Source organism: Streptomyces sp. NPDC001351 (genome assembly GCF_042896045.1).
In the GTDB taxonomy this organism is placed as follows: domain Bacteria; phylum Actinomycetota; class Actinomycetes; order Streptomycetales; family Streptomycetaceae; genus Streptomyces.
The window spans coordinates 112,683-129,470 of record NZ_JBIAWS010000011.1 but is presented as its reverse complement, the minus strand read 5'-3'; the positions used below and the strand labels follow the sequence as shown (position 1 = coordinate 129,470).

Sequence of the window (16,788 nt, the reverse complement as noted above, 5' to 3'; positions counted from 1 at the left end):
CAGACGCGTCCTGCCCCTACCAGTGGCATATCGCCATTCCCCCTGACGCCATCACGAATCGAAACCTCTCAGCAGGGCGGCCCGCTCTCGCTGCACCCAGTCCGTGGTGGGATCGAGCCCGAGCGACCGGTCGAAGTCGAGCAGAGCCTGCGCGTACTCGCCGAGCGCCTTGTACGCAAGTCCGCGGAACGCAAGCGCGATCGCGTGGTCCGGATCCAGCTCCAGCGAGCGGTCGAGGTCGTTCACAGCCTCCACGTAGTGCCCGAGCTCCAGATAGGAGGCGGCACGGTCGCGCAGCAGTACCGCCTCGTTCGCCTGCTGCTCGGCCACCTGATTGAGATCCCGCAGTGCCTCGCCGTAACGCGACGACGACCAGTACGCGTCTCCCTGGACAGGCCGTGCGGACAGGTCGTCGTACTCGATCTCATACGCCTCTCCCCAGTCGGGCCTCCCCTCGCCGCCTGACCGGTCCGGCATCGCGACGGGCGCGCTCGTGACGGACGGGCTGGTGACTGGTGGGCTGGCGACGGGCAGCATGGGCGTGAGATCGGGATCGAGGGCGAGGGCGCGGTTGAAGTCCTCCACGGCGGCGGTGTTGCGGCCGATGTCCTGGTAGGTGGAGCCTCGGGTGAGCAGCGCCTGCGCGTTGTCGGGTACCAGCTCCAGCGCCCGGTCGAGATCCCGCAGTGCCTCCTCGTAGCGCCCCAACTCCCGCCAGACGGCTCCCCTGGCGTGCAGAGCGATGGCGTTGTCAGGCTCCACCCTCAACAGGTGGGAAAGGTCTCGGAGTGCTTCGTCGTAGCGCTGGAGATCCCGATAGGCCGTTCCCCGGACGACCAGAGCCATCACGTCGTCGGGCTTCAGACGCAGTGCGAGGTCGAGGTCGCGGAGCGCCATGTCCGGTCGCCCTGCATTCCAGTGCGTCATGCCCCGGTCCGTCAGCGTGGACGCGTCGTCCGGTTGGAGCCGCAGTGCCTGGTCCAGATCGCGCAGGGCCTCGTCGTAATGCTCCAGCTCCCGATGGGTGGCTCCCCTTCCGTGCAGGGCAGAGGCGTTGTGCGGCTCCAGCCTCAGCAGCCGGTCGAGATCTCTCAGCGCCAGGCGGTACTGCCCGCGTTCCCAGTACGCGGCGCCTCGTTCGAGGAGCGCACCGGTGTGGTCCGGTTCCAGTACAAGGGCTCGGTCGAGGTCCCGAAGAGCCTCGTCTCCGTGACCGCACTCCGCTCTGACGGCGCCTCGGTCGACGAGAGCCTCCACATGGTCCGGCGCCAGTTCGAGTGCCTGGTCGAGATCGCGCAGGGCCTCCTCGTACTGGCCGCCTTCACGGTGCGCGGCCGCCCGGGCGATCAGTCCGGTCAAGCCGTTCGGGTCGGTCGGCTTGGGTTCACCACCGGCCCGGATCTCCGTCACCCCGCCAGGAGCCGGGTCGGTCTCGCCGCCCTTCGCGGCCTGCCCGGTTTCTGTGTCCGCATGACGCGGCTCTTCCCGGATTTTCGGGGCTTCGGCGGAGGCCTGCTTCTTCATCACGTCGAAGATCCGGCCGTCGGGTGCGCGTGAGAAGAGAACCGGAGTAGCCCACTCGAAATTGCTCACCTCGCTGAGAATCGCGCGGCGCCCTTCATACACCGCCGCATCCAGCGGGTACCCGTCAGCTATCGACTCATAGAACTCTCGGGCGAATTCGATGGCAGCGATGTCGGTGATGGCGAACTGCATGGCCACGACTGCAGGCAGACCCCGCTGGATGAGACTCTGCGCCGTTCCGGCGAACGGATCGCTCTCGTCGCCCCTGCCTCCTTCGCAGGCACTGAGCACCGCCAGCCTTACGCCGTTGTCGGAGAGCAGTCCGCCGATCTCCCCTCCGCTGACTTCGCGCTTCCGCCCCTGCCGGTCCTCCAGGAACAGAACACCGTCCTGCCAGTCCCGAAGATAGGCGCCATGCCCGATGAAATGGAACACGTGCGGCTTGGACCGGCGCAGAAACTGCTGCAGGTCGACCAGCGTCCCGCGCTCCAGTCGTTCGACACTGACCTGCCCGTCGGCCCGCAGGCCCGCGAGGGCACCGTTGATGTGCCGCCACTCCTGCTCCACATCCAGCTTCGGCAGCTCCGCCGGGCTCGAGATCATGACCAGCACGCGCAGCGGAGCCCGGACGGTGACCGGCTGCGGACGGTTGTCCAGTTCCAGATAGCGCACCAGGGGAGTCCGCACCGAGTGGGCGAAGAACCGGCTGTGTTCCGAGTCGTAGAGGAATTCCCAGGGAAGCTCGGCGATCTTCGCCGACGAGCCGAGCCGGAGCAGGAGGCGCAGACCCTCACCGGTGTGGTCGACCATGCGGAGACTGGTGTCCAAAGCGAATTTCAGGCGCCCCTGGAACAGGGCCTCATAGAGCCGGGTTCCGAAATCCTTCAGCGGCGCCAGCTCGGGATTTCCCGGACCACGCGTTGCCCCCATCCTAGGCCGACCTATTCTGAGCAGAAAATTCTCCAGCTCCAGTCCGGACGGCAGTTTGAAGTCCTTCTCGGATTCGTACTCACCGACGGGAGATCTCACCCGAGCCCGATACTTGTCGACCTTGGTGGGTTCGATAAGAATTTCGAAATCTTGATACGTGATCACGATGCGCAGCCCCCGCCTGCGAACGGCAGGCCATCAGTCACACGACCACAGCCGCCCTGCCGACAGCCGCATCATACTATCCCGGAGCAAAGCGCGAGCTGGCTAGTACTCGTCCGGAAAATTAACCCCTTCCCCGACAGATATCCGGTAGCAGATCTTCCCTTTGTCACCCTGAGGGAAGGGCGGGGATCACAGGGAATCGAGGGAAAAAAGGGAGTCAAAACACAGCGACCAAAGAGACCTCCATTCAACCTCCGCTGCCGTAGGGCCTCGTGAGGATCTCCAGGTTGTGGCCGTCGAGGTCGTCGAAGTACGCGCCCCAGCCGCCGTCGTTGTGGTTGATCTGGCCGGGTCGGCTGTGGCGCGGATCCTCCCAGTAGGTCAGGCCGGCGCCCCGGATGCGGGCGAAGATCGTATCGAAGTCCTCCTCGGACACGAGGAACGCGCAGTGCTGCGGGACGATCTCCCCGGGGTGTCCATGTAGTCAAGGGTCACGCCGTTCAAGTCGCCAAGGGATCAGCCGAGCGCAGAGACGGGGCCGGCATTGGCTCTCAAAGGGAACCGTCGGCCTCGGCGTCCACCAGTCGCGCCAGCTCCCCCATGCTCAGTTCGATCCGCCGTCCATCAGCCATCCGGGACCGCCCCACCGACGCCGCCTCGACGTCGTCGACAGCCTCGTCATGCGCGCGAATCTCCTCGCTACTCAAGCCCGCTCCTCCCCTTCTCTCCACCAGGCCGCTCAAACGACCGCTCCCGCACCAGCTGAGAGGACGGCCGTTTCATTCCGCATTGGACGGACACCAGCCGCTGTATCCGCGGCCAGTTCGCCCACGGCAGAGGCACACCGCGGGCAACGACTGGAGACACAGCCCAAGACCATGTCAACGTACGGGAGCCCGGAAAAACCGCAGGTCAACGAAGGGTTCTCTGTTCGTGACGCTCACCGCCACAACCACGTCCAGGCCTCTTGCAGAACTTCCTCCGCCCGCCCTCGCCAAGCGTGAGTGGCTTCTCGAATGCCACTGCGCCCGACCCGTGACCGATCTTCTCAAGGACCAGGGATGGGACGTCGTCACCGAACTGGACTGCAACGTCCACTGCTCCAGCCCCGACGGACGCGTGTACGTGGGCTTTCTCCCTGAAAGCCGGGCGACAGCACGCGGTGAGCTGTGGCACATCCACGTCACGGACAAGGACGACACCACAGGCTGGCGCCAGACCTTAGGTCCGGATACCCCGACACAGGTCGTCGCCGGGTTCCTCGCCGCACTGATCATCTTCCCCACCCGCTACTGCACCTGCGTGTGACACCCACTCCGCGCTCATCGCCCAGGAGACCGCCTTGACCCACAAGATCACCATTGGCCAACTGGTTCATCAGCTCCAGACCTTCGACCCCGACCTGCCCGTCTACCTCGCCATCAATCCGGACTGGCCTTACTCCCACCTCATCGGCCGCGTCGTGGAGATCACTGGATCGAACGGAGCCGTCTACATCTCTGAAAACGGCCAGGAGGGCGTGCTGCCGCCCGCCGTGCGCAACCAGCTGGACTGGGCCGACGTATGACGTGCCACCCGCGTACACGGCCCGCTGCGTCGCCGCTCAACTCCTCCAGCTCCTCCCAACACCTGCTCCTCAGGGACCTGATCCGTCACCCCATGCCAAGGTCGGTGCGCGGCGCACTCCTCCGCCGCGTACCGTCTCATCCCGCTCAACCGATTCACGCGGTGTGGATGACCGACCTGAAGACCGAGCGTCTCCATCCTGGCTCCGTCCTTCTCAGCTGGGAGCCCAGTCTCGGGGACGGAATGGATGTGACCGCTCACCTCCGTCTGGCCACGGCGGAGGTACTCCTCGCCAGGTGGCCGAACCTCCACGGCGACTGGACCGCCGTCGTACACCCCACCCTTCACGAGGTCATTGGCCTTCACACCGCGCTGTCCATCGCCACCGACGCGCTGCACCTCGCCAACCACCTGGCGACCCGCTGACGATCCATTCCGTTCGCCGCGACCTTCAAAGCACTGCCCCAAGATTGGGGCAGCGCTCGTGGCGTTGGGACATCGCAGTCCTGTCCCAGACAGCCGAGTGCCTTAATGCAAACCGCCGGTGCGTCCATGAGCGCGACTAAGGGCTGCCCTAAGGATCAAACGACCGTCGTGTGCGGCGCCGCTCGGCCTGGTCGAGCGGGGGTGAGCGGCGAGTGATTTCGCCGGACGAGTCTTGACCGCCCACCTCCCTCGGCGCCGCCCGGGTTTTGCCGTGTCCGGCTGCTCGCCACACAGCTGCTCGGATAAGCCTTCCGAGCCGGTTGCCGGGGTTTCCTGGCTACTCCATCAGAAGGTCCAGCAGGGTGACCACTGCGACACCGATCCCTATGGCCATGCCCAGCTCAGGGTTTCGGTCAGCCACAATGACGGTGATCGCGCCTGCCAGGAGCAGGACGGCCGTACGCACGCCGATCTGCCGGTCGTTATTCACCTCGCCCTCCCGACTCAGGGTCACCCGCCGGACTGGCCGAGCCGCGTGCCACCCGGGCCAGCTGTTGCCGAACTGCCGCCGCAGCGCGGGCCTTGTGGCGGGCTCTGAGACGGTTGATCTTGCGACCTACCCGCTTCCCCATGGCGACCGGATCAGCGGCGCCCGCGAGGAGAGCGGCCTCTTCCCAGGAAGCCACCCCTGGACAGGCGCGGGCCAGCATCACGACGCGTTCCTCGGGCTGCAGGGCGCGTAGCAAGGCGCCAAGCCGGGCGTCATCAGGCCCGTCGTAAGGTGAGGCGTCCTCCCAGCTCAAGCCGCCGGCCACCAGGTCGTAGAGGGTCCTGTCCTTCCCCGTGGGTGTGTCAAGCAGCAGAAGACGGGAGTCTCCCGTTTCACGCCGCCATAAGGGAGCGAGCTGCTTGTGAATGATCCGGGCTTCTGTTTCGAGACGATCCATGGCCGAACGGCTGCTGCCTGAGTCGTTCAGCAGCGGCTCTGTCCAGCTTCCCAGCAGGGCGGTGGACACCGCCTCATTCCATCGCTCCGAACGGTGCAGGCCCAGCACGAGCGAAGCAAGCTTGGCTACAGGCTCGGCCTTCCCCTGAATCGCCGCCTCACGAGCTTTCAGCGCCGTAATGGCGTCGAAGTGGACGCCGGCTACCGAAACGTCCCCATGGGCCCGGCCATCTGACGCCACGCGCATCCCGGCGACGAACTCGACCTCCAAGGTGATCTGCTTGAGATGTGATGCTGCCGCCGACCGCAGACTTGGCCAGTCCTTGAAGGGGCGGACCGCCACAATGCCATGAACACGTACGGCGTAGATCCCGACCTGCACCTTCACGAAGGCCAGGCTTTTCACCGCCTTCAATGCATCCGCACCAGGGAACGCGGTCGAAAGCATCTCGAGCAGCAGGTCTTCGGCGCACTCGACAACCTGCTCGTCCGAGAGATCGACGAGTGTGGTTCTGGCGGCAGCGAGATCGGCGAGTCCTTCTGCCAGGCGTGCGAGCACGTTGAGGTTGGATGAACAGAGCGTCCGCGGAGCCGGTGCCGACTCTGTGCGGGTCGGCACGCCATCCCGCCGGTGAGTACGGTTTTGACGCGGCCGAGGTGGTTCTTGAGGAGCATTCTTGCCAGACATGGGGTGCACTTTCCACCCGATGCGTAGAGACGCCTTCATCTATCGGCGGCGGCGCACCCCCTGGAGGGACAATAAATCTGACCGTCGATCGTGTGATGCTGGTCACATCCCGCGAGAGGCGGGTCCCCACGGACACGTCCACCGCGCCTCCCCTCCGGACGTCGGCCGGCCCATGACTGTCGGCGGGGCCTCCCGTCAGTGCGACACGCGGTACCCACTCGGCGTTGAATCCCGCTCTACGGCGACATCACGGTCGTGCAGCGCGCCCAGTTGGTTCGCGTAGGCGTCTCAGCCGTGCTCCCGACGCCACTGGCCGAACTGCAAGCGGGCCGCCGCGCGCCCGGTAACCATCGCGGAGCCGAGAGTGGCGTCTGATCCTACGGCCGCGCCTAGCAGCGCGGTTAGTCCAGCATCCATCGCCTCATCTGCTTACGGCCGGGCTTACCTGAGGTGCGATCAGAGGCGAGACCTGCGGCTCTCAGGTCACCTTATGAGTCCGAGCGCATGCGTCACCAGGCAGCGTCTACGGCGCTTGGTCGCAGGCCCTATTCGGGCCTGGGCTCGGTCAGATAGACGCCGGAGAGCGTGCCGTTGTAGCCCGCTGCCTGGGCCGCAGCCTCCAGGCTCGGGTAGTCCTGGCCTCCGACGTCGATCATCGCCTCGTAGTCCGCACCGGTCAGTTCGCGCTCGACCCACTGGTGTGCGCAGCGGCAGCGGATGCTGATCTCGTTGCGGTCGCAGATCACCATCCAGTCGCGCCGGGCGCCGCACTGCCGGCACATCACGAGGATCCCGGTGATGACGATTTCCTCGGGGTGGGTGGTGGCACGGAGACCGATGTCGCCGTCGCCGAGCTGCATCTCCTGCTGGAGCCGCAGCAGAGGGTCGTCGCCGAGGGCCGTCTCCGGCGCGACGGTTCTCTGAGGGGGGAGGCCTTCGGTGAGGATCTGCATTGTCTCCTTCTCCATAATCAACCAGCCCTAACAGGCCCTGGCGGTCGGTATCCATCTTTTTGTGCTGCTCAGCGCCTCGGTCCTCGGGAGCGAGGGGCGACATGGCGGGTCTCAGCGGTCGTCTCGGGCGCCTGTGGCGGGGTCGGGTGGGAGTGTGATTGCGCTGCCCTCCCGTTCCTACGGGCACGGGGCAGGTCCATGGTGGCGGGGAGGTTGCCGATGCGTCGCAGTCGCCAGACGAGGACGTCGGTGACGCTGTCCGCGGTGTCCAGTTCGCGCCATTCGATGGCTTGCTGGAGCAGGGCATCGGGGTCGTGTCCGGCGCGCTCGGCCTGGTCCAGGGTGGCGGCGAGGGCGTCCCAGCCGGGTTCGCGGCGGACGGACTCGGCCTGCTCGGGCAGGGCGGTTTCGAGGGTGCCGGCGTACCGCTCTCGTACGGGTTCGGGGAGACGACGGCCGTGCTCGCGCATCGCGTTCATGGGGGATGCGGCGGCTGATCGGTAGGCATTGCGCAGGTGTTGTGCGGCGCGTTGGGCGGCGACTGCTTGCTGAGCGTGGCCGCGGGCGGAGTGCCAGCGCACGGCGGCGATCGTGATGAGGACCATCGTGGCCAGGAGCATCGCGGTGGTGCCGCCGTCTTCGCCTTTGCCGAGGGCGTTGCCGGCGCGCATGATGCCGCGGGCGGCGGAGCGGATGGCTCGGTTGTCGGCGTGCTCGGCGCGGATGTGGGAGCGGGTGGCGCGTTCGAAGGCCCGAGCGGCCTCGGCGAGTTCCTTGCGGGTTGAGACCGGGGCGGTCTGGGCGAGTGCGTCGAGGAGTTCGCCGACGCCGGCCAGTTGGGCGGCGGAGTCCTCGTCGTCGTTCCCGTAGAGGATCACTGCCGCCCGTTCGGCGACCGGGGCTGCCTGGCGTCGGGCGCGTGCCGGGCCAGGTGCTCGTTCACCGGCATGGCCGGTAAGGGGTTCGTCGTCGGGTAGTCCGGAGTCGAGGCGCTGGCGGATCCTGGGCAGGGAGAGGTCCGGGGCGAGTTTCGAGCCGGAGAACCAGACCGGTTCACCGTCGCGGTTGCGGTCCCCGGGGAGGGCGACCTTGTATCCGAGGGTGTCGCCGGACGGGGCGATGCGCTGTTCGACCCGCAGGCCGGCCTCGGCGAGGCGGCGGAAGAACTCCTCCTCGCTGGCTGCTCCGGCCAGGGCGTGGCGGACGCTCTCCCGCAGGGTCTCGCGGGGTGTCTCGGTACGGCCGGTTCGTTCGGCTTTGGAGCGTTCGGCGCTGGTGGGGCGCTGGGCGGCGGTGCGGTCGCCGCCGTTGAGGATCTGCAGGCCGAACTCCTTCTCGATCTTGCGGCATTCGGCCTGGGCGCGGATGCCGTCCTCGTGACGGCGGGGGCTGCGTCCGTCTTCGCGCTTGAGGGTGGCGACGAGGTGAATGTGGTCATCGGCATGGCGTACGGCGATCCACCGGCAGGCGTTGTCGTCGCCGTATTCGGCGATTCCGGTGGCGTGGACGATGCGGCGGGCGACCTCGGCCCATTCGGCGTCGGTGAGGTGGCGGTCGCCGGGGGCGGTGCGGACGGGGCAGTGCCAGACGTGCCGGACCGGGCGCCGGTCCTTCGGGAGGGCGAGGACGGGGAGGTCGAGTCGGTCGGTGAGTTGCTTGAGCGTGGCGGACGGGTCGCGCCCGGGGTCGGGGGCGAGTTCGGGCATCCAGGCTGCGACGAGGTGCGGATCGGTGTGTTCTTCACGGCGGCCGGGGCCGTAGAGGTAGTTGAGGAGCCCGTACGTGCGGCTGCCGGTGGAGATGTCGGGGACCACCGTCAGCGCCGCGCGATCTCGGTCGCGGCGGTCTCGACCCGGTCCGCGGCCCGCAGGACACGGGCGACCGCGGCGTCCACGTACTCCACTTGACCTCCGGAGTTGAGGATGCGTGCCACCTGGTTGAGGTTGCCGCCGACACGGGCGAGCTGGGCGCTGGCGGCCATCAGCTCTTCGACCCGGCCGCGCTGGTCCAACAGCCAAGGCTGGGGACCTCCTTGAGCCTGGGCGACCGCGATCGCCGCGTCAGCGAGGAACCCGGCGGTCTTCAGACCGACAGCTTCGGCCGCGCGCTTCACCAGCGCGAGTTCGTCGGAGGTCAGACGGACGCTGCGGACTTGGTCACGGTGCACACGCTGGCGCAGGCGAGGGCGCGTACGCGGTGCGGCGGGCGGGGTCGGTTCCCCTCCTGGCTGCGATCCGCCCTCGGCCGCAGCCTCCGAGTCCGGCACCCCCTGGTGCCGGGCCTCCCCCGTCGCTCCCGGGGCGGGGGTAAGCCCTTCCGAAACTCCTCCGCGGCCCGTGGCCGCGGAGGAGTTTCGGAAGGTACAGCTTGCTCGGCTTCGTGCCGGGCAGTCACCTTGCTGCAGGTCAGAGGTTGTTTCGGGCGATGCGGAGCGAGTCATCGGGGCGTCTGGGCCTTCGTACGGCGCATGTCGCGGAGGACCTCGGTGACGAAGTCGAGCGCGAGGACCGGATGGTGCAGGGTGCGGGGCGTGCTGACGGGCGTTCGTTGGACGGTCCAGGTGCCGTCCGGGCCGGGTTCGGCGCGGTGCAGGTGGCCGTATCGCAGGAGCACGGTGATCCAGGCGTCGGCTTCGGCGGGGGTGGCCGGGGTGGTGCGCATCGTGGTGTCTCCGGTGCGTGGAGGGGGGCTGGTGGGGTGTGGGCGGGCGGCCCGGCTGTGGCCGTTGGCCGCCCGCTTGTCCGGGCAGGTCGGTCAGCCGGTCTTGGTGGCCGACTTTTGGCCGGTCTCGGCGCGGAGTTGTTGCATCAGGGCGGTCAGCCGGTCATTGGCCAGCGTTTTGCCCTGTCCGCGGATGGCATCGGCGACAACCCCGCGGGTGACCTTGCCCGCGTCGGCGACCGCCTGGCGGGCGATCGGCAGGAGGGTGTCCGCCGCCTCTGCGGTGTCCGAGCCGCCGTTGTCCGAGCTCTCCGAGGCGGTGTCCGGGCCGATCTCCGGCTCGGTGACCGAGGGGGCGGCAAGCCGCAGGCGGGTGACCGGGGCAGGTCTACTGACCGACTGTCTGCCCAGGTCATCGGCCTCTCCGCCGTTCGCCAGCTCCGCCTCCGGAGCCCTCGCCGGGTGTCCGGACGGCTCCTCCCGGTCAGCCGTTCGCGGCACGTTCGGACCGGAGGTGACCGCCGGACGGCCGTTCTCCGACCGGACGAGCGTGGCCGAGTGGCCAGAGGCGGCCGGAACCGGCCGGTGACCGTCCGCCGCGAGCGCGGTCTCCGGCCGGTCAGCGGCGATCCGGTCAGTGCGGACGGTGAAGGTGTCCGGGTGTCCGTGGTGACCGGCCTCTGTGACCCGGCGGGCGATGAGGATGTACAGGTGGACGGCTCCGGCCAGGGCGAGCGGGGCGAGGGTGGACAGGGCGCCGACGGTGACGTCGCCGAGCCGCAGTCCGCCGCCTCCGGGGTGCTGCTGGTTGAGGCGTACGGCGTGCAGGGCGTTGGCCCAGATGCTGGCGGCCGTCGCGGTGCCGAAGAGCGTCCACACGTACAGACGGGCTGCGAAGGAGGCGGTGCGCAGGACCAGGAGGGCGCGTACTCCGTAGGCGATGAAGCCGTCGATCACCAGGGGGAAGAGGAACGTGAGGGGTCCGCGGACGTGTATGGCGGTGGCCATCTGCTGCAGGGCGTCGTACGAGAGCGCGCACCCCGCGCCGCCAAGCGCGACGATCGCGGCTCGGTCCCATCCGGTGATCTGGGCCGGTGTTGGTGCACTGTGGCTCACGCGGCAGTCCCGAGGTCGCCGCGCGCGGGGGTCTCGGCTGCGGGTGTCTTGAGCTCCTTGGCGGAGCTGGCCTTGGGCTTCTTCTTCCCCTTGTTGGCCTTCTTCTTCTGGTCGACGGCGCGGTTGCGGATCTTCCGGCGGGTGCGTCGGTAGAGCTTCTCGGCGTGCTCCTCGGTGACCTTGAGCAGCCAGGCGAGTCGCTCGGCCGGCACCTCGGCGTGATAGGCGGCTATGACGACGGCGTCGCGCTCGGCCTGGGTGAGGTGGATGTCGCGGCCAGCGAGCACCTCGTTCACGCGGGCGTAGTCGAAGCGGCGGTGGAGGTTGCGGTGCAGGGGGTCGCGTTCCTCTTCGGTCATGCCGCCCCGGATGCCGTCGCGGTCACCGTTTTCGAGGGCGGCGTCCAGGCAGGTGGCGCGGACGGGGCACTGCGTGCACAGGGCCTTGGCGGCGCGGATGCGGTCCATCTCGTCCGGCTCGGGGAAGAAGATGTCCGGGTCGACCTGGTGGTGGGTCGTCGAGCGGCAGGCGGCACTGTCGTGCCAGGTGAGGTCGCCGAGGGTGCGCGGGGTCTGGTTCTCGGTGCTGTGCATGTGGGGGTCTCCGGTCGCCCCGGGCGCGTTTTGGGCAGGCGCGTCCCAGGGGGCGGTGCGTGAAGGAGGCGGAAGCGGTGGCAGCCGGTCGCGGCGGGGATCAGGCGGCGGGGATGCGGCGCCGCTGGGCTGCGAGGGCTCGTCTGCGGTCGGGGCCGTCGAGGATGACCTTGTCGCTCATCTCGGTCAGCCGGGAGGCGACCCGGTCGCCGATGTGCTGACGCAGGTCGGCCATGCCGAGGTTGGTGGTGATGAGCGTCGGGAGCATCTCGTTGTAGCGGCGGTTGACCAGCCGCATCGTGATCTCCTCGGTCCACTCGCTGTTCTTGGCCGCGCCGAGGTCGTCGATGATCAGCAGCGGGCAGCGGGCGAGGTCCATCAGCTCCCGCTCGCCGTCGTGGCCGGGGCGGGGTCGCAGTTCGGCGTAAAGGTCGGCGGCCGTGGTCGCCTTCCAGCGCAGCCGGACTCCGGCGATGAGCAGCGAGCGGATCGCACCGTACGCCTGGTGCGTCTTGCCGGTGCCCGTGGTGCCGACGATCAACAGCGAGCGGCCCTGCGCGATGCCTGGAGCCCCCTCGGGTCCGGGGCGGCCGGCCTCGGCGATCGCGCGGACCCAGGCGGCGACCGCCGGGTGGTCGGCGACGGCGGCCTGGTAGCGGGCCGGGATGCGCGCCTGTGCCGCCTGAAGGGCGGGGATCGGCTCGAAGGGGTCGGTGAGTTGGACGGCTGGGTCGATGCCCCGGGCGGTGAGGATGCCCGCCAGGCGGCGGGCGATGCCGCCGATGGGCTGGGCGTCGCGGTCGCGCATCACAGCTCCTCGGCGTAGGCGGCGGCAGGGTCGGTGGGGTTGGCCCAGGCCCGGTGACCGGGCACGTTAGGCCGGGATTCCGTCCGCACCAAACCGGCGGGGATGGCGTTCATGGCCTCGTGGACCAGGCTCGGCAGGGTGCTCGGGTGCAGTCCCTTCGCCCGGTGACGGGCAAGTCCGGCCCGGATGTGGTCGGGGGCGATGCCCTCCGCGAGGAGTTTGGCGGTCTCCCGTCCGAGGTGACCGAGTACGCCGCTGGGCGGGCGGTGGGTGCAGGCAGCCGCGTACTCGGCAATGAGCTGCTGAGTTGAGACGGTCTCCGGTGCGGGGGCGCCTGCGCTCCCCGAAGGAGAAGTAGTTCCTAGATCCAAGTTCCTAGGTCCTAGATCCGGACCGTGAGGGCTCGGCGAGGGCTCACTGAGTCCTCCGTGAGGGCTCCGTGAGGGCTCACTGAAGGCGCCTTGGCCTGGCTTTTCACGGTTCACGGAGGTCTCATGCGGACTGCGCGAGGGCTCGCTGAGCGCTCCGTGAGCCTTCACTGAGGCCTCAGTGACTGCTCCGTGAGTCTGCGGCGCGTCCTCATCGCGCTGCTCGACCTCGTGGGTCGGGCAGGCGGGGAAGCGGACGCCGCTCGGTCGGTTGACCCTCTGGTGCTGGCGCCAGGTGACGATGTGCAGGTACCGCTTGCCGTCGTCGCCCTCGTACCGGCAGATCAGGTGGGCGGCGGCGAGTTGGGTCAGGTCGTCCTCGACCTCCACGGGGCCGTGCTCCGGGCGCAGGGACCACAGCAGCCCGGCGAGAACAGCGGGTTGGTCGCGGAAACGACCGTGGTCGTCGGCCTGGGTGAGGAGGCCGAAGAAGGTTCGCTCGGCAGCGATGGAGACCTCGGCGAGGGACTCCGAGGCGAAGGCCTCCGGCTTGATCGTGCGGATTCGTGCCACGGTCAGCGGCCTCCGCCCCTGGCGGGACGTGCCTCGACCGCAGGTCGCAGGGTCCCCGTGGTCAGGTCGAGGTCGTGCGCCTCGTCCCAGTCCGCCTCAGGGTAGGCACGGATCACCCAGCGTGCGGTCACGCGCTGGGCCCGGTTGAGGGGTATGAGGTTCCCCTGCTCGTCGTACGCGCGGGTGTAGGGGCTAGGCCAGGTCTGGCAGGGCTGATGCTGCGAGACGCGGACGGTATGCGCGCCGGGCACCATGTCCGCGAGGAGAACGGCCAGACGGTGTTGGCGGGTACCGGCAGTGGGGTCGACGGTCTTGGCGGGCTGGACGTCGAGCGCCCTTCCGGCCCAGGACTCGGGCATGCCACAATTCCTTACTCGTAGGTGGGGTGGGTTGGCCGTTCTCGTCGAAAAGGTCAGCCGACCCGCCCCGGTTATGAATCCGCGCCCTCAGGGGTGGCGGTCCTGGCGCCCGGAAGCTGCTAACTTCTGGGCGCCGGTCTCATCTCCCGCTGAAAATCACGGACTTGACGTCTAGCGTGGCTCTCATTTCCTCCCTTGAGTGGGCTCCGGTTCGGCGGTTTCGCCGACGGACCAGCAACATATGCACACCGCTGCAAACACTCCAACGGATTGCAGGGTATGAGCCGATCCGACGCCAACTCGACATACATCGCTGAGGCGATGCGTCTCCGCCTCTCGCCGGCAGCGTTCCGCCCAGCGGCTACGAAGGCGTTGCATGGTGTTGAGGTGCAGGTGCTTGGCGGCAGCGCTGACGGCAGCGTCACTGAACTATGCTTCCGGGCCCATGGCTCGTCAGCCCCGAGCACCCCTGCGCAGGCGAACTAATTCCCAGCCGACGTGCGGCTCATGAATTCCCGCTCAGGTGCCGCTAACGGCACGTCAATGCGGGCCAGAGCCGCTGCATCAATCGCACGCCTGGCCCTAACGGCCATACAGCAGGCCGTCGTTTGAAGCAGGGGCATACGAAACTCCTCACGTGCCAGCCACTCCGCAAGTTCCGCGCACGGACACGGAGCAGCCGTGATGTGATCTCAGCGCCCCCGCGGAATAGCCGGAACACAGACCGCCTGGCGTTCGAGGAATGCGACCTCTCCGGCGCCGATTACGTCTTGGAAGCGCCCCGTGCGCACACGACGCGTGGAACCCTTCCGGGTCGACCTCCTCGGCATCAGCGCCGCTGGAGATCGGAAACGAAGACCGGACGAGCGTGCGACGCTCCCCGCTTTTCGCTAAGCTGAAGCTATCTCCACTCACATAAAAAGTCAACGCACCGAGGTTCCTTCGGTTTGCAGAAAAACGAGGTCCGATGCCCGCCCGCTACTTCGACAGAGGTCGTGTACGTGCCGTGCGGCGCGCTGCCGAGGTCGCTCAGGCCGACGTGGCGACGGCAGTCGGCGTCGCGGACTCGACAGTCGCCGGCTGGGAGACCGGGTTGGCGACTCCCGACCCGGAGAAGCTGCCCGCCCTGGCGAAGGCGCTCAAGCGGAATCTGGACGATCTCTTCCCTCGCACGGGACTCCCGGACCTGACCGATCTGCGCTGTGACGCCGGCTACTACCAGTACGAGACAGCCAAGTTGATCGGGACCAAAAGCGCGGGCCCCGTTGCAGGAGCCGAACGTGGTGAACGGCGGCTCAAGGACAAGTACGTCCCGGCCCTGGCCCAGGCCTACGGAGTGAGGGAGGAGGAGTTGCGGCGAGCCGAGGACCGGTCGATCGCCAAGGCACAGGGTGGTCAGGCCGAGGCCGAATCGGAGGCCACCGGGACTGCTCCTGCCTCCATGGGCCCTCCCGGCACGTTGGCGGAGAGGATCACCCTGCTCCTGGAGCGCTCGTATCCCGGAGACCAGGGCCCGCCGACGGACGAGGAGATCGCCGACGCGGTCAACACGCACGCCGGGGCACGGGTCATCTCCGCGGCAGGAGTTCTGGATCTGCGTACCGGCGCCGTTGAGACCGCATCGCCTGTCGTCCTTGAGGGCCTGGCTGAATTCCTCGGTGTATCGCCGATGTACTTCCAGCCGGATGACGCCGTGGCCCGCCAGGTCTACGAGGGCCTCCAGCTCCTGTCCGCATCGAGGAAGGGGACCGTGGGCCGAGTGAAGGGGCGCGGGATGGGCTCTCAGGGTCTGCCGACGAACGTCATGGAGTTCGTCAACAACCTGGTCACGGAGTTGGAAGAACGAGAGCCCGACGCAGACGAGTAGCGCCTGTCCGAAGCCCGAGAGCGAAGGCTTCGGACAGCATGCGGGTCAACTGCGCTGGGTCGGTTCTCTACGGTTCGTGGTGCTGGCCGCCAGCGACAACGGCGCGAATCGCTCGTAGCGCGTCGAGGTTTTCGAGCGGATCCCCTTCGATCACCAACAGGTCTGCTCGGAATCCCGGGGCGATCCGGCCTGTCGTCTCACCCAGGCCCAGCGCGTCGGCCGCGTCAGCAGTCGCCATGTCAATGATCTTGCTGCTCGGCAGGCCCAGGTGCGCGTAGAACGACAGGGCCGGCACCAGCCCGTCGAACCCCGCGCGTTGGACACCCGCGTCGGTTCCGGCGATGAGCCTGGCGCCGGCTTCCGCCATCTGCCGGACCAGATCGAACATGGCCGCCGCCCGCTCCTCGCCAAAGAAGCGAGGGAGCATCTGCCAGTGAGGGCTCACAGCCGGGCAGACTGCGATGCCGTCGTCGACGATTCTCTTCAGGACGTCCTGCCGGAGGTCGAAGCCGTCGCCCGTCATCCACGTGCAGTGCTCGATCGTGTCCACACCCGCTTCCACGGCCGCGGCGATGCCGTCCGCACCGTGCGCGTGCGCGGCCACCGGCACACCGACCTTGTGGGCCTCGTCCACCAAGGCCCGCAGCTCTTCCGGGGTGAACTGGCTCTCCCAGCTCTTCGGCCCGTCCTTGGTCAGACCGCCTCCGGTCACCATGGCCTTGATCACGCCAGCGCCTGCCGCCAGGTTGCGTCGTACGAGATCTCGGACCTGGTCCACGCCGGAGACCTCGCCTCCCAGGAAGTGGCAGTGCCCTCCTGGAGGGGTGGCCGGTGTACCCGCAGACACGATGCGGGGGCCGGACGTGCCTCCCTTGCAGACCTCCTCGGCCAGGCGAAGCGCCAGGCCATTTCGGTCTCCCAGGTCCCGGACCGTCGTGACCCCGCTGCGCAGGAGCTGCTCCGCGCGTCGGCGCATGTCCTCCAGCAGTGTCTCGTCGCTCGACTCGGCGAGGGTGGCCACTGGGTCACTGCCGCCGTCAAATACGAGATGCACGTGGGCGTCGATCAGTCCGGGCACGACCGTCGCGTTGGGAAACGCCAGGTGCTTCACGTCCGCGCCGACACGGTCAACGAGTTGTGCGCGCGGTCCGACTGCGGCGATCGTGTCGCCCTCGACGAGGACCGCGCCGTCCTCCAGGTATGTCCCGGAGCCGGTCAGGACCCGGCTGGCGGTGATCAGCATCT

18 protein-coding genes and 1 pseudogene are annotated in these 16,788 nt (G+C 68.2%); 4 read left to right on the top strand and 15 right to left on the bottom strand.

Translation table 11 applies throughout. The features are described from left to right. Positions 1–51: 51 nt before the first annotated feature. The 3 genes and pseudogenes from ACFY1U_RS35110 to ACFY1U_RS35100 form a co-directional block, all read right to left on the bottom strand. Positions 52–2,454 (bottom strand): tetratricopeptide repeat protein, encoded by a 2,403-nt coding sequence (locus ACFY1U_RS35110; protein WP_389085450.1) that lies wholly within the window; start codon positions 2,452–2,454, stop codon positions 52–54. Between the two features lie 412 nt (positions 2,455–2,866). Further along, a pseudogene (locus ACFY1U_RS35105) lies at positions 2,867–3,120 on the bottom strand (VOC family protein); the annotation flags it as partial. A 50-nt stretch (positions 3,121–3,170) separates the two neighbouring features. Next, positions 3,171–3,326 carry a hypothetical protein gene (locus tag ACFY1U_RS35100; RefSeq protein WP_389085447.1) on the bottom strand — a complete coding sequence of 52 codons (156 nt, stop codon included), beginning with the start codon at positions 3,324–3,326 and terminating at the stop codon, positions 3,171–3,173. A 328-nt stretch (positions 3,327–3,654) separates the two neighbouring features. On the opposite strand from ACFY1U_RS35100, the gene ACFY1U_RS35095 reads away from it, so the two are divergent. The 3 genes from ACFY1U_RS35095 to ACFY1U_RS35085 all read left to right on the top strand — a co-directional run bounded on the left by ACFY1U_RS35095 (position 3,655) and on the right by ACFY1U_RS35085 (position 4,611). Next, entirely contained in the window at positions 3,655–3,927 is a 273-nt protein-coding gene (locus ACFY1U_RS35095; protein WP_389085445.1) for a DUF317 domain-containing protein, read from the top strand. A gap of 34 nt (positions 3,928–3,961) precedes the next feature. Then, on the top strand, positions 3,962–4,186 hold the full coding sequence (locus ACFY1U_RS35090) for a hypothetical protein (RefSeq protein ID WP_389085442.1): 225 nt from the start codon (positions 3,962–3,964) through the stop codon (positions 4,184–4,186). A gap of 248 nt (positions 4,187–4,434) precedes the next feature. Further along, positions 4,435–4,611 (top strand): hypothetical protein, encoded by a 177-nt coding sequence (locus ACFY1U_RS35085; RefSeq protein ID WP_389085440.1) that lies wholly within the window; start codon positions 4,435–4,437, stop codon positions 4,609–4,611. A gap of 337 nt (positions 4,612–4,948) precedes the next feature. On the opposite strand, the gene ACFY1U_RS35080 is transcribed toward ACFY1U_RS35085, so the two are convergent. The 11 genes from ACFY1U_RS35080 to ACFY1U_RS35030 form a co-directional block, all read right to left on the bottom strand. Continuing rightward, positions 4,949–5,101: a hypothetical protein gene (locus ACFY1U_RS35080; protein ID WP_389085438.1), complete on the bottom strand. Its 153-nt coding sequence runs from the start codon at positions 5,099–5,101 to the stop codon at positions 4,949–4,951. Further along, positions 5,094–6,116: a hypothetical protein gene (locus ACFY1U_RS35075; protein WP_389085435.1), complete on the bottom strand. Its 1,023-nt coding sequence runs from the start codon at positions 6,114–6,116 to the stop codon at positions 5,094–5,096. Before ACFY1U_RS35075 ends, ACFY1U_RS35080 begins: the two co-directional genes overlap by 8 nt. A 674-nt stretch (positions 6,117–6,790) precedes the next feature. Beyond that, positions 6,791–7,198, bottom strand: a complete 408-nt coding sequence (locus ACFY1U_RS35070) for a hypothetical protein (RefSeq protein ID WP_389085433.1) — start codon at positions 7,196–7,198, stop codon at positions 6,791–6,793. A 68-nt stretch (positions 7,199–7,266) separates the two neighbouring features. After that, positions 7,267–9,012: a relaxase/mobilization nuclease domain-containing protein gene (locus ACFY1U_RS35065; RefSeq protein ID WP_389085430.1), complete on the bottom strand. Its 1,746-nt coding sequence runs from the start codon at positions 9,010–9,012 to the stop codon at positions 7,267–7,269. 2 nt (positions 9,013–9,014) lie between these two features. Then, positions 9,015–9,365 carry a plasmid mobilization protein gene (locus ACFY1U_RS35060; protein ID WP_389085428.1) on the bottom strand — a complete coding sequence of 117 codons (351 nt, stop codon included), beginning with the start codon at positions 9,363–9,365 and terminating at the stop codon, positions 9,015–9,017. Positions 9,366–9,634: 269 nt separating this feature from the next. Next, positions 9,635–9,859, bottom strand: coding sequence for a hypothetical protein (locus ACFY1U_RS35055; RefSeq protein WP_389085425.1), 225 nt, complete (start codon positions 9,857–9,859; stop codon positions 9,635–9,637). Positions 9,860–9,952: 93 nt separating this feature from the next. Beyond that, positions 9,953–10,975 (bottom strand): DUF2637 domain-containing protein, encoded by a 1,023-nt coding sequence (locus tag ACFY1U_RS35050; RefSeq protein ID WP_389085423.1) that lies wholly within the window; start codon positions 10,973–10,975, stop codon positions 9,953–9,955. Further along, positions 10,972–11,568, bottom strand: a complete 597-nt coding sequence (locus ACFY1U_RS35045; RefSeq protein WP_389085421.1) for a WhiB family transcriptional regulator — start codon at positions 11,566–11,568, stop codon at positions 10,972–10,974. The genes ACFY1U_RS35050 and ACFY1U_RS35045 overlap by 4 nt, the downstream gene beginning before the upstream one ends. A 100-nt stretch (positions 11,569–11,668) precedes the next feature. Further along, entirely contained in the window at positions 11,669–12,376 is a 708-nt protein-coding gene (locus tag ACFY1U_RS35040) for an ATP-binding protein (protein ID WP_389085419.1), read from the bottom strand. Then, a complete protein-coding gene (locus ACFY1U_RS35035) occupies positions 12,376–13,317 on the bottom strand; it encodes a hypothetical protein (RefSeq protein WP_389085416.1) in 942 nt (313 codons plus the stop codon). The genes ACFY1U_RS35040 and ACFY1U_RS35035 overlap by 1 nt, the downstream gene beginning before the upstream one ends. 2 nt (positions 13,318–13,319) lie before the next feature. Further along, the gene (locus tag ACFY1U_RS35030) at positions 13,320–13,676 is read right to left on the bottom strand and encodes a hypothetical protein (protein WP_389085414.1); all 357 of its coding nucleotides are present in this window, start codon (positions 13,674–13,676) and stop codon (positions 13,320–13,322) included. Positions 13,677–14,643: 967 nt separating this feature from the next. Between ACFY1U_RS35030 and ACFY1U_RS35025 the strand changes: the two genes are divergently transcribed. Continuing rightward, positions 14,644–15,543, top strand: a complete 900-nt coding sequence (locus ACFY1U_RS35025) for a helix-turn-helix transcriptional regulator (protein WP_389085411.1) — start codon at positions 14,644–14,646, stop codon at positions 15,541–15,543. Positions 15,544–15,610: 67 nt separating this feature from the next. On the opposite strand, the gene ACFY1U_RS35020 is transcribed toward ACFY1U_RS35025, so the two are convergent. After that, positions 15,611–16,786, bottom strand: a complete 1,176-nt coding sequence (locus tag ACFY1U_RS35020) for an amidohydrolase family protein (RefSeq protein WP_389085409.1) — start codon at positions 16,784–16,786, stop codon at positions 15,611–15,613. Positions 16,787–16,788: the final 2 nt, after the last annotated feature.

Coding starts and splice junctions, on each gene's coding strand:
- ACFY1U_RS35110 (WP_389085450.1), bottom strand. CDS start 2,454: ATGGGGGCAACGCGTGGTCCGGGAAATCCCGAGCTGGCGCCGCTGAAG.
- ACFY1U_RS35070 (WP_389085433.1), bottom strand. CDS start 7,198: ATGCAGATCCTCACCGAAGGCCTCCCCCCTCAGAGAACCGTCGCGCCG.
- ACFY1U_RS35055 (WP_389085425.1), bottom strand. CDS start 9,859: ATGCGCACCACCCCGGCCACCCCCGCCGAAGCCGACGCCTGGATCACC.
- ACFY1U_RS35045 (WP_389085421.1), bottom strand. CDS start 11,568: ATGCACAGCACCGAGAACCAGACCCCGCGCACCCTCGGCGACCTCACC.
- ACFY1U_RS35040 (WP_389085419.1), bottom strand. CDS start 12,376: ATGCGCGACCGCGACGCCCAGCCCATCGGCGGCATCGCCCGCCGCCTG.
- ACFY1U_RS35030 (WP_389085414.1), bottom strand. CDS start 13,676: ATGCCCGAGTCCTGGGCCGGAAGGGCGCTCGACGTCCAGCCCGCCAAG.
- ACFY1U_RS35025 (WP_389085411.1), top strand. CDS start 14,644: ATGCCCGCCCGCTACTTCGACAGAGGTCGTGTACGTGCCGTGCGGCGC.
- ACFY1U_RS35020 (WP_389085409.1), bottom strand. CDS start 16,786: ATGCTGATCACCGCCAGCCGGGTCCTGACCGGCTCCGGGACATACCTG.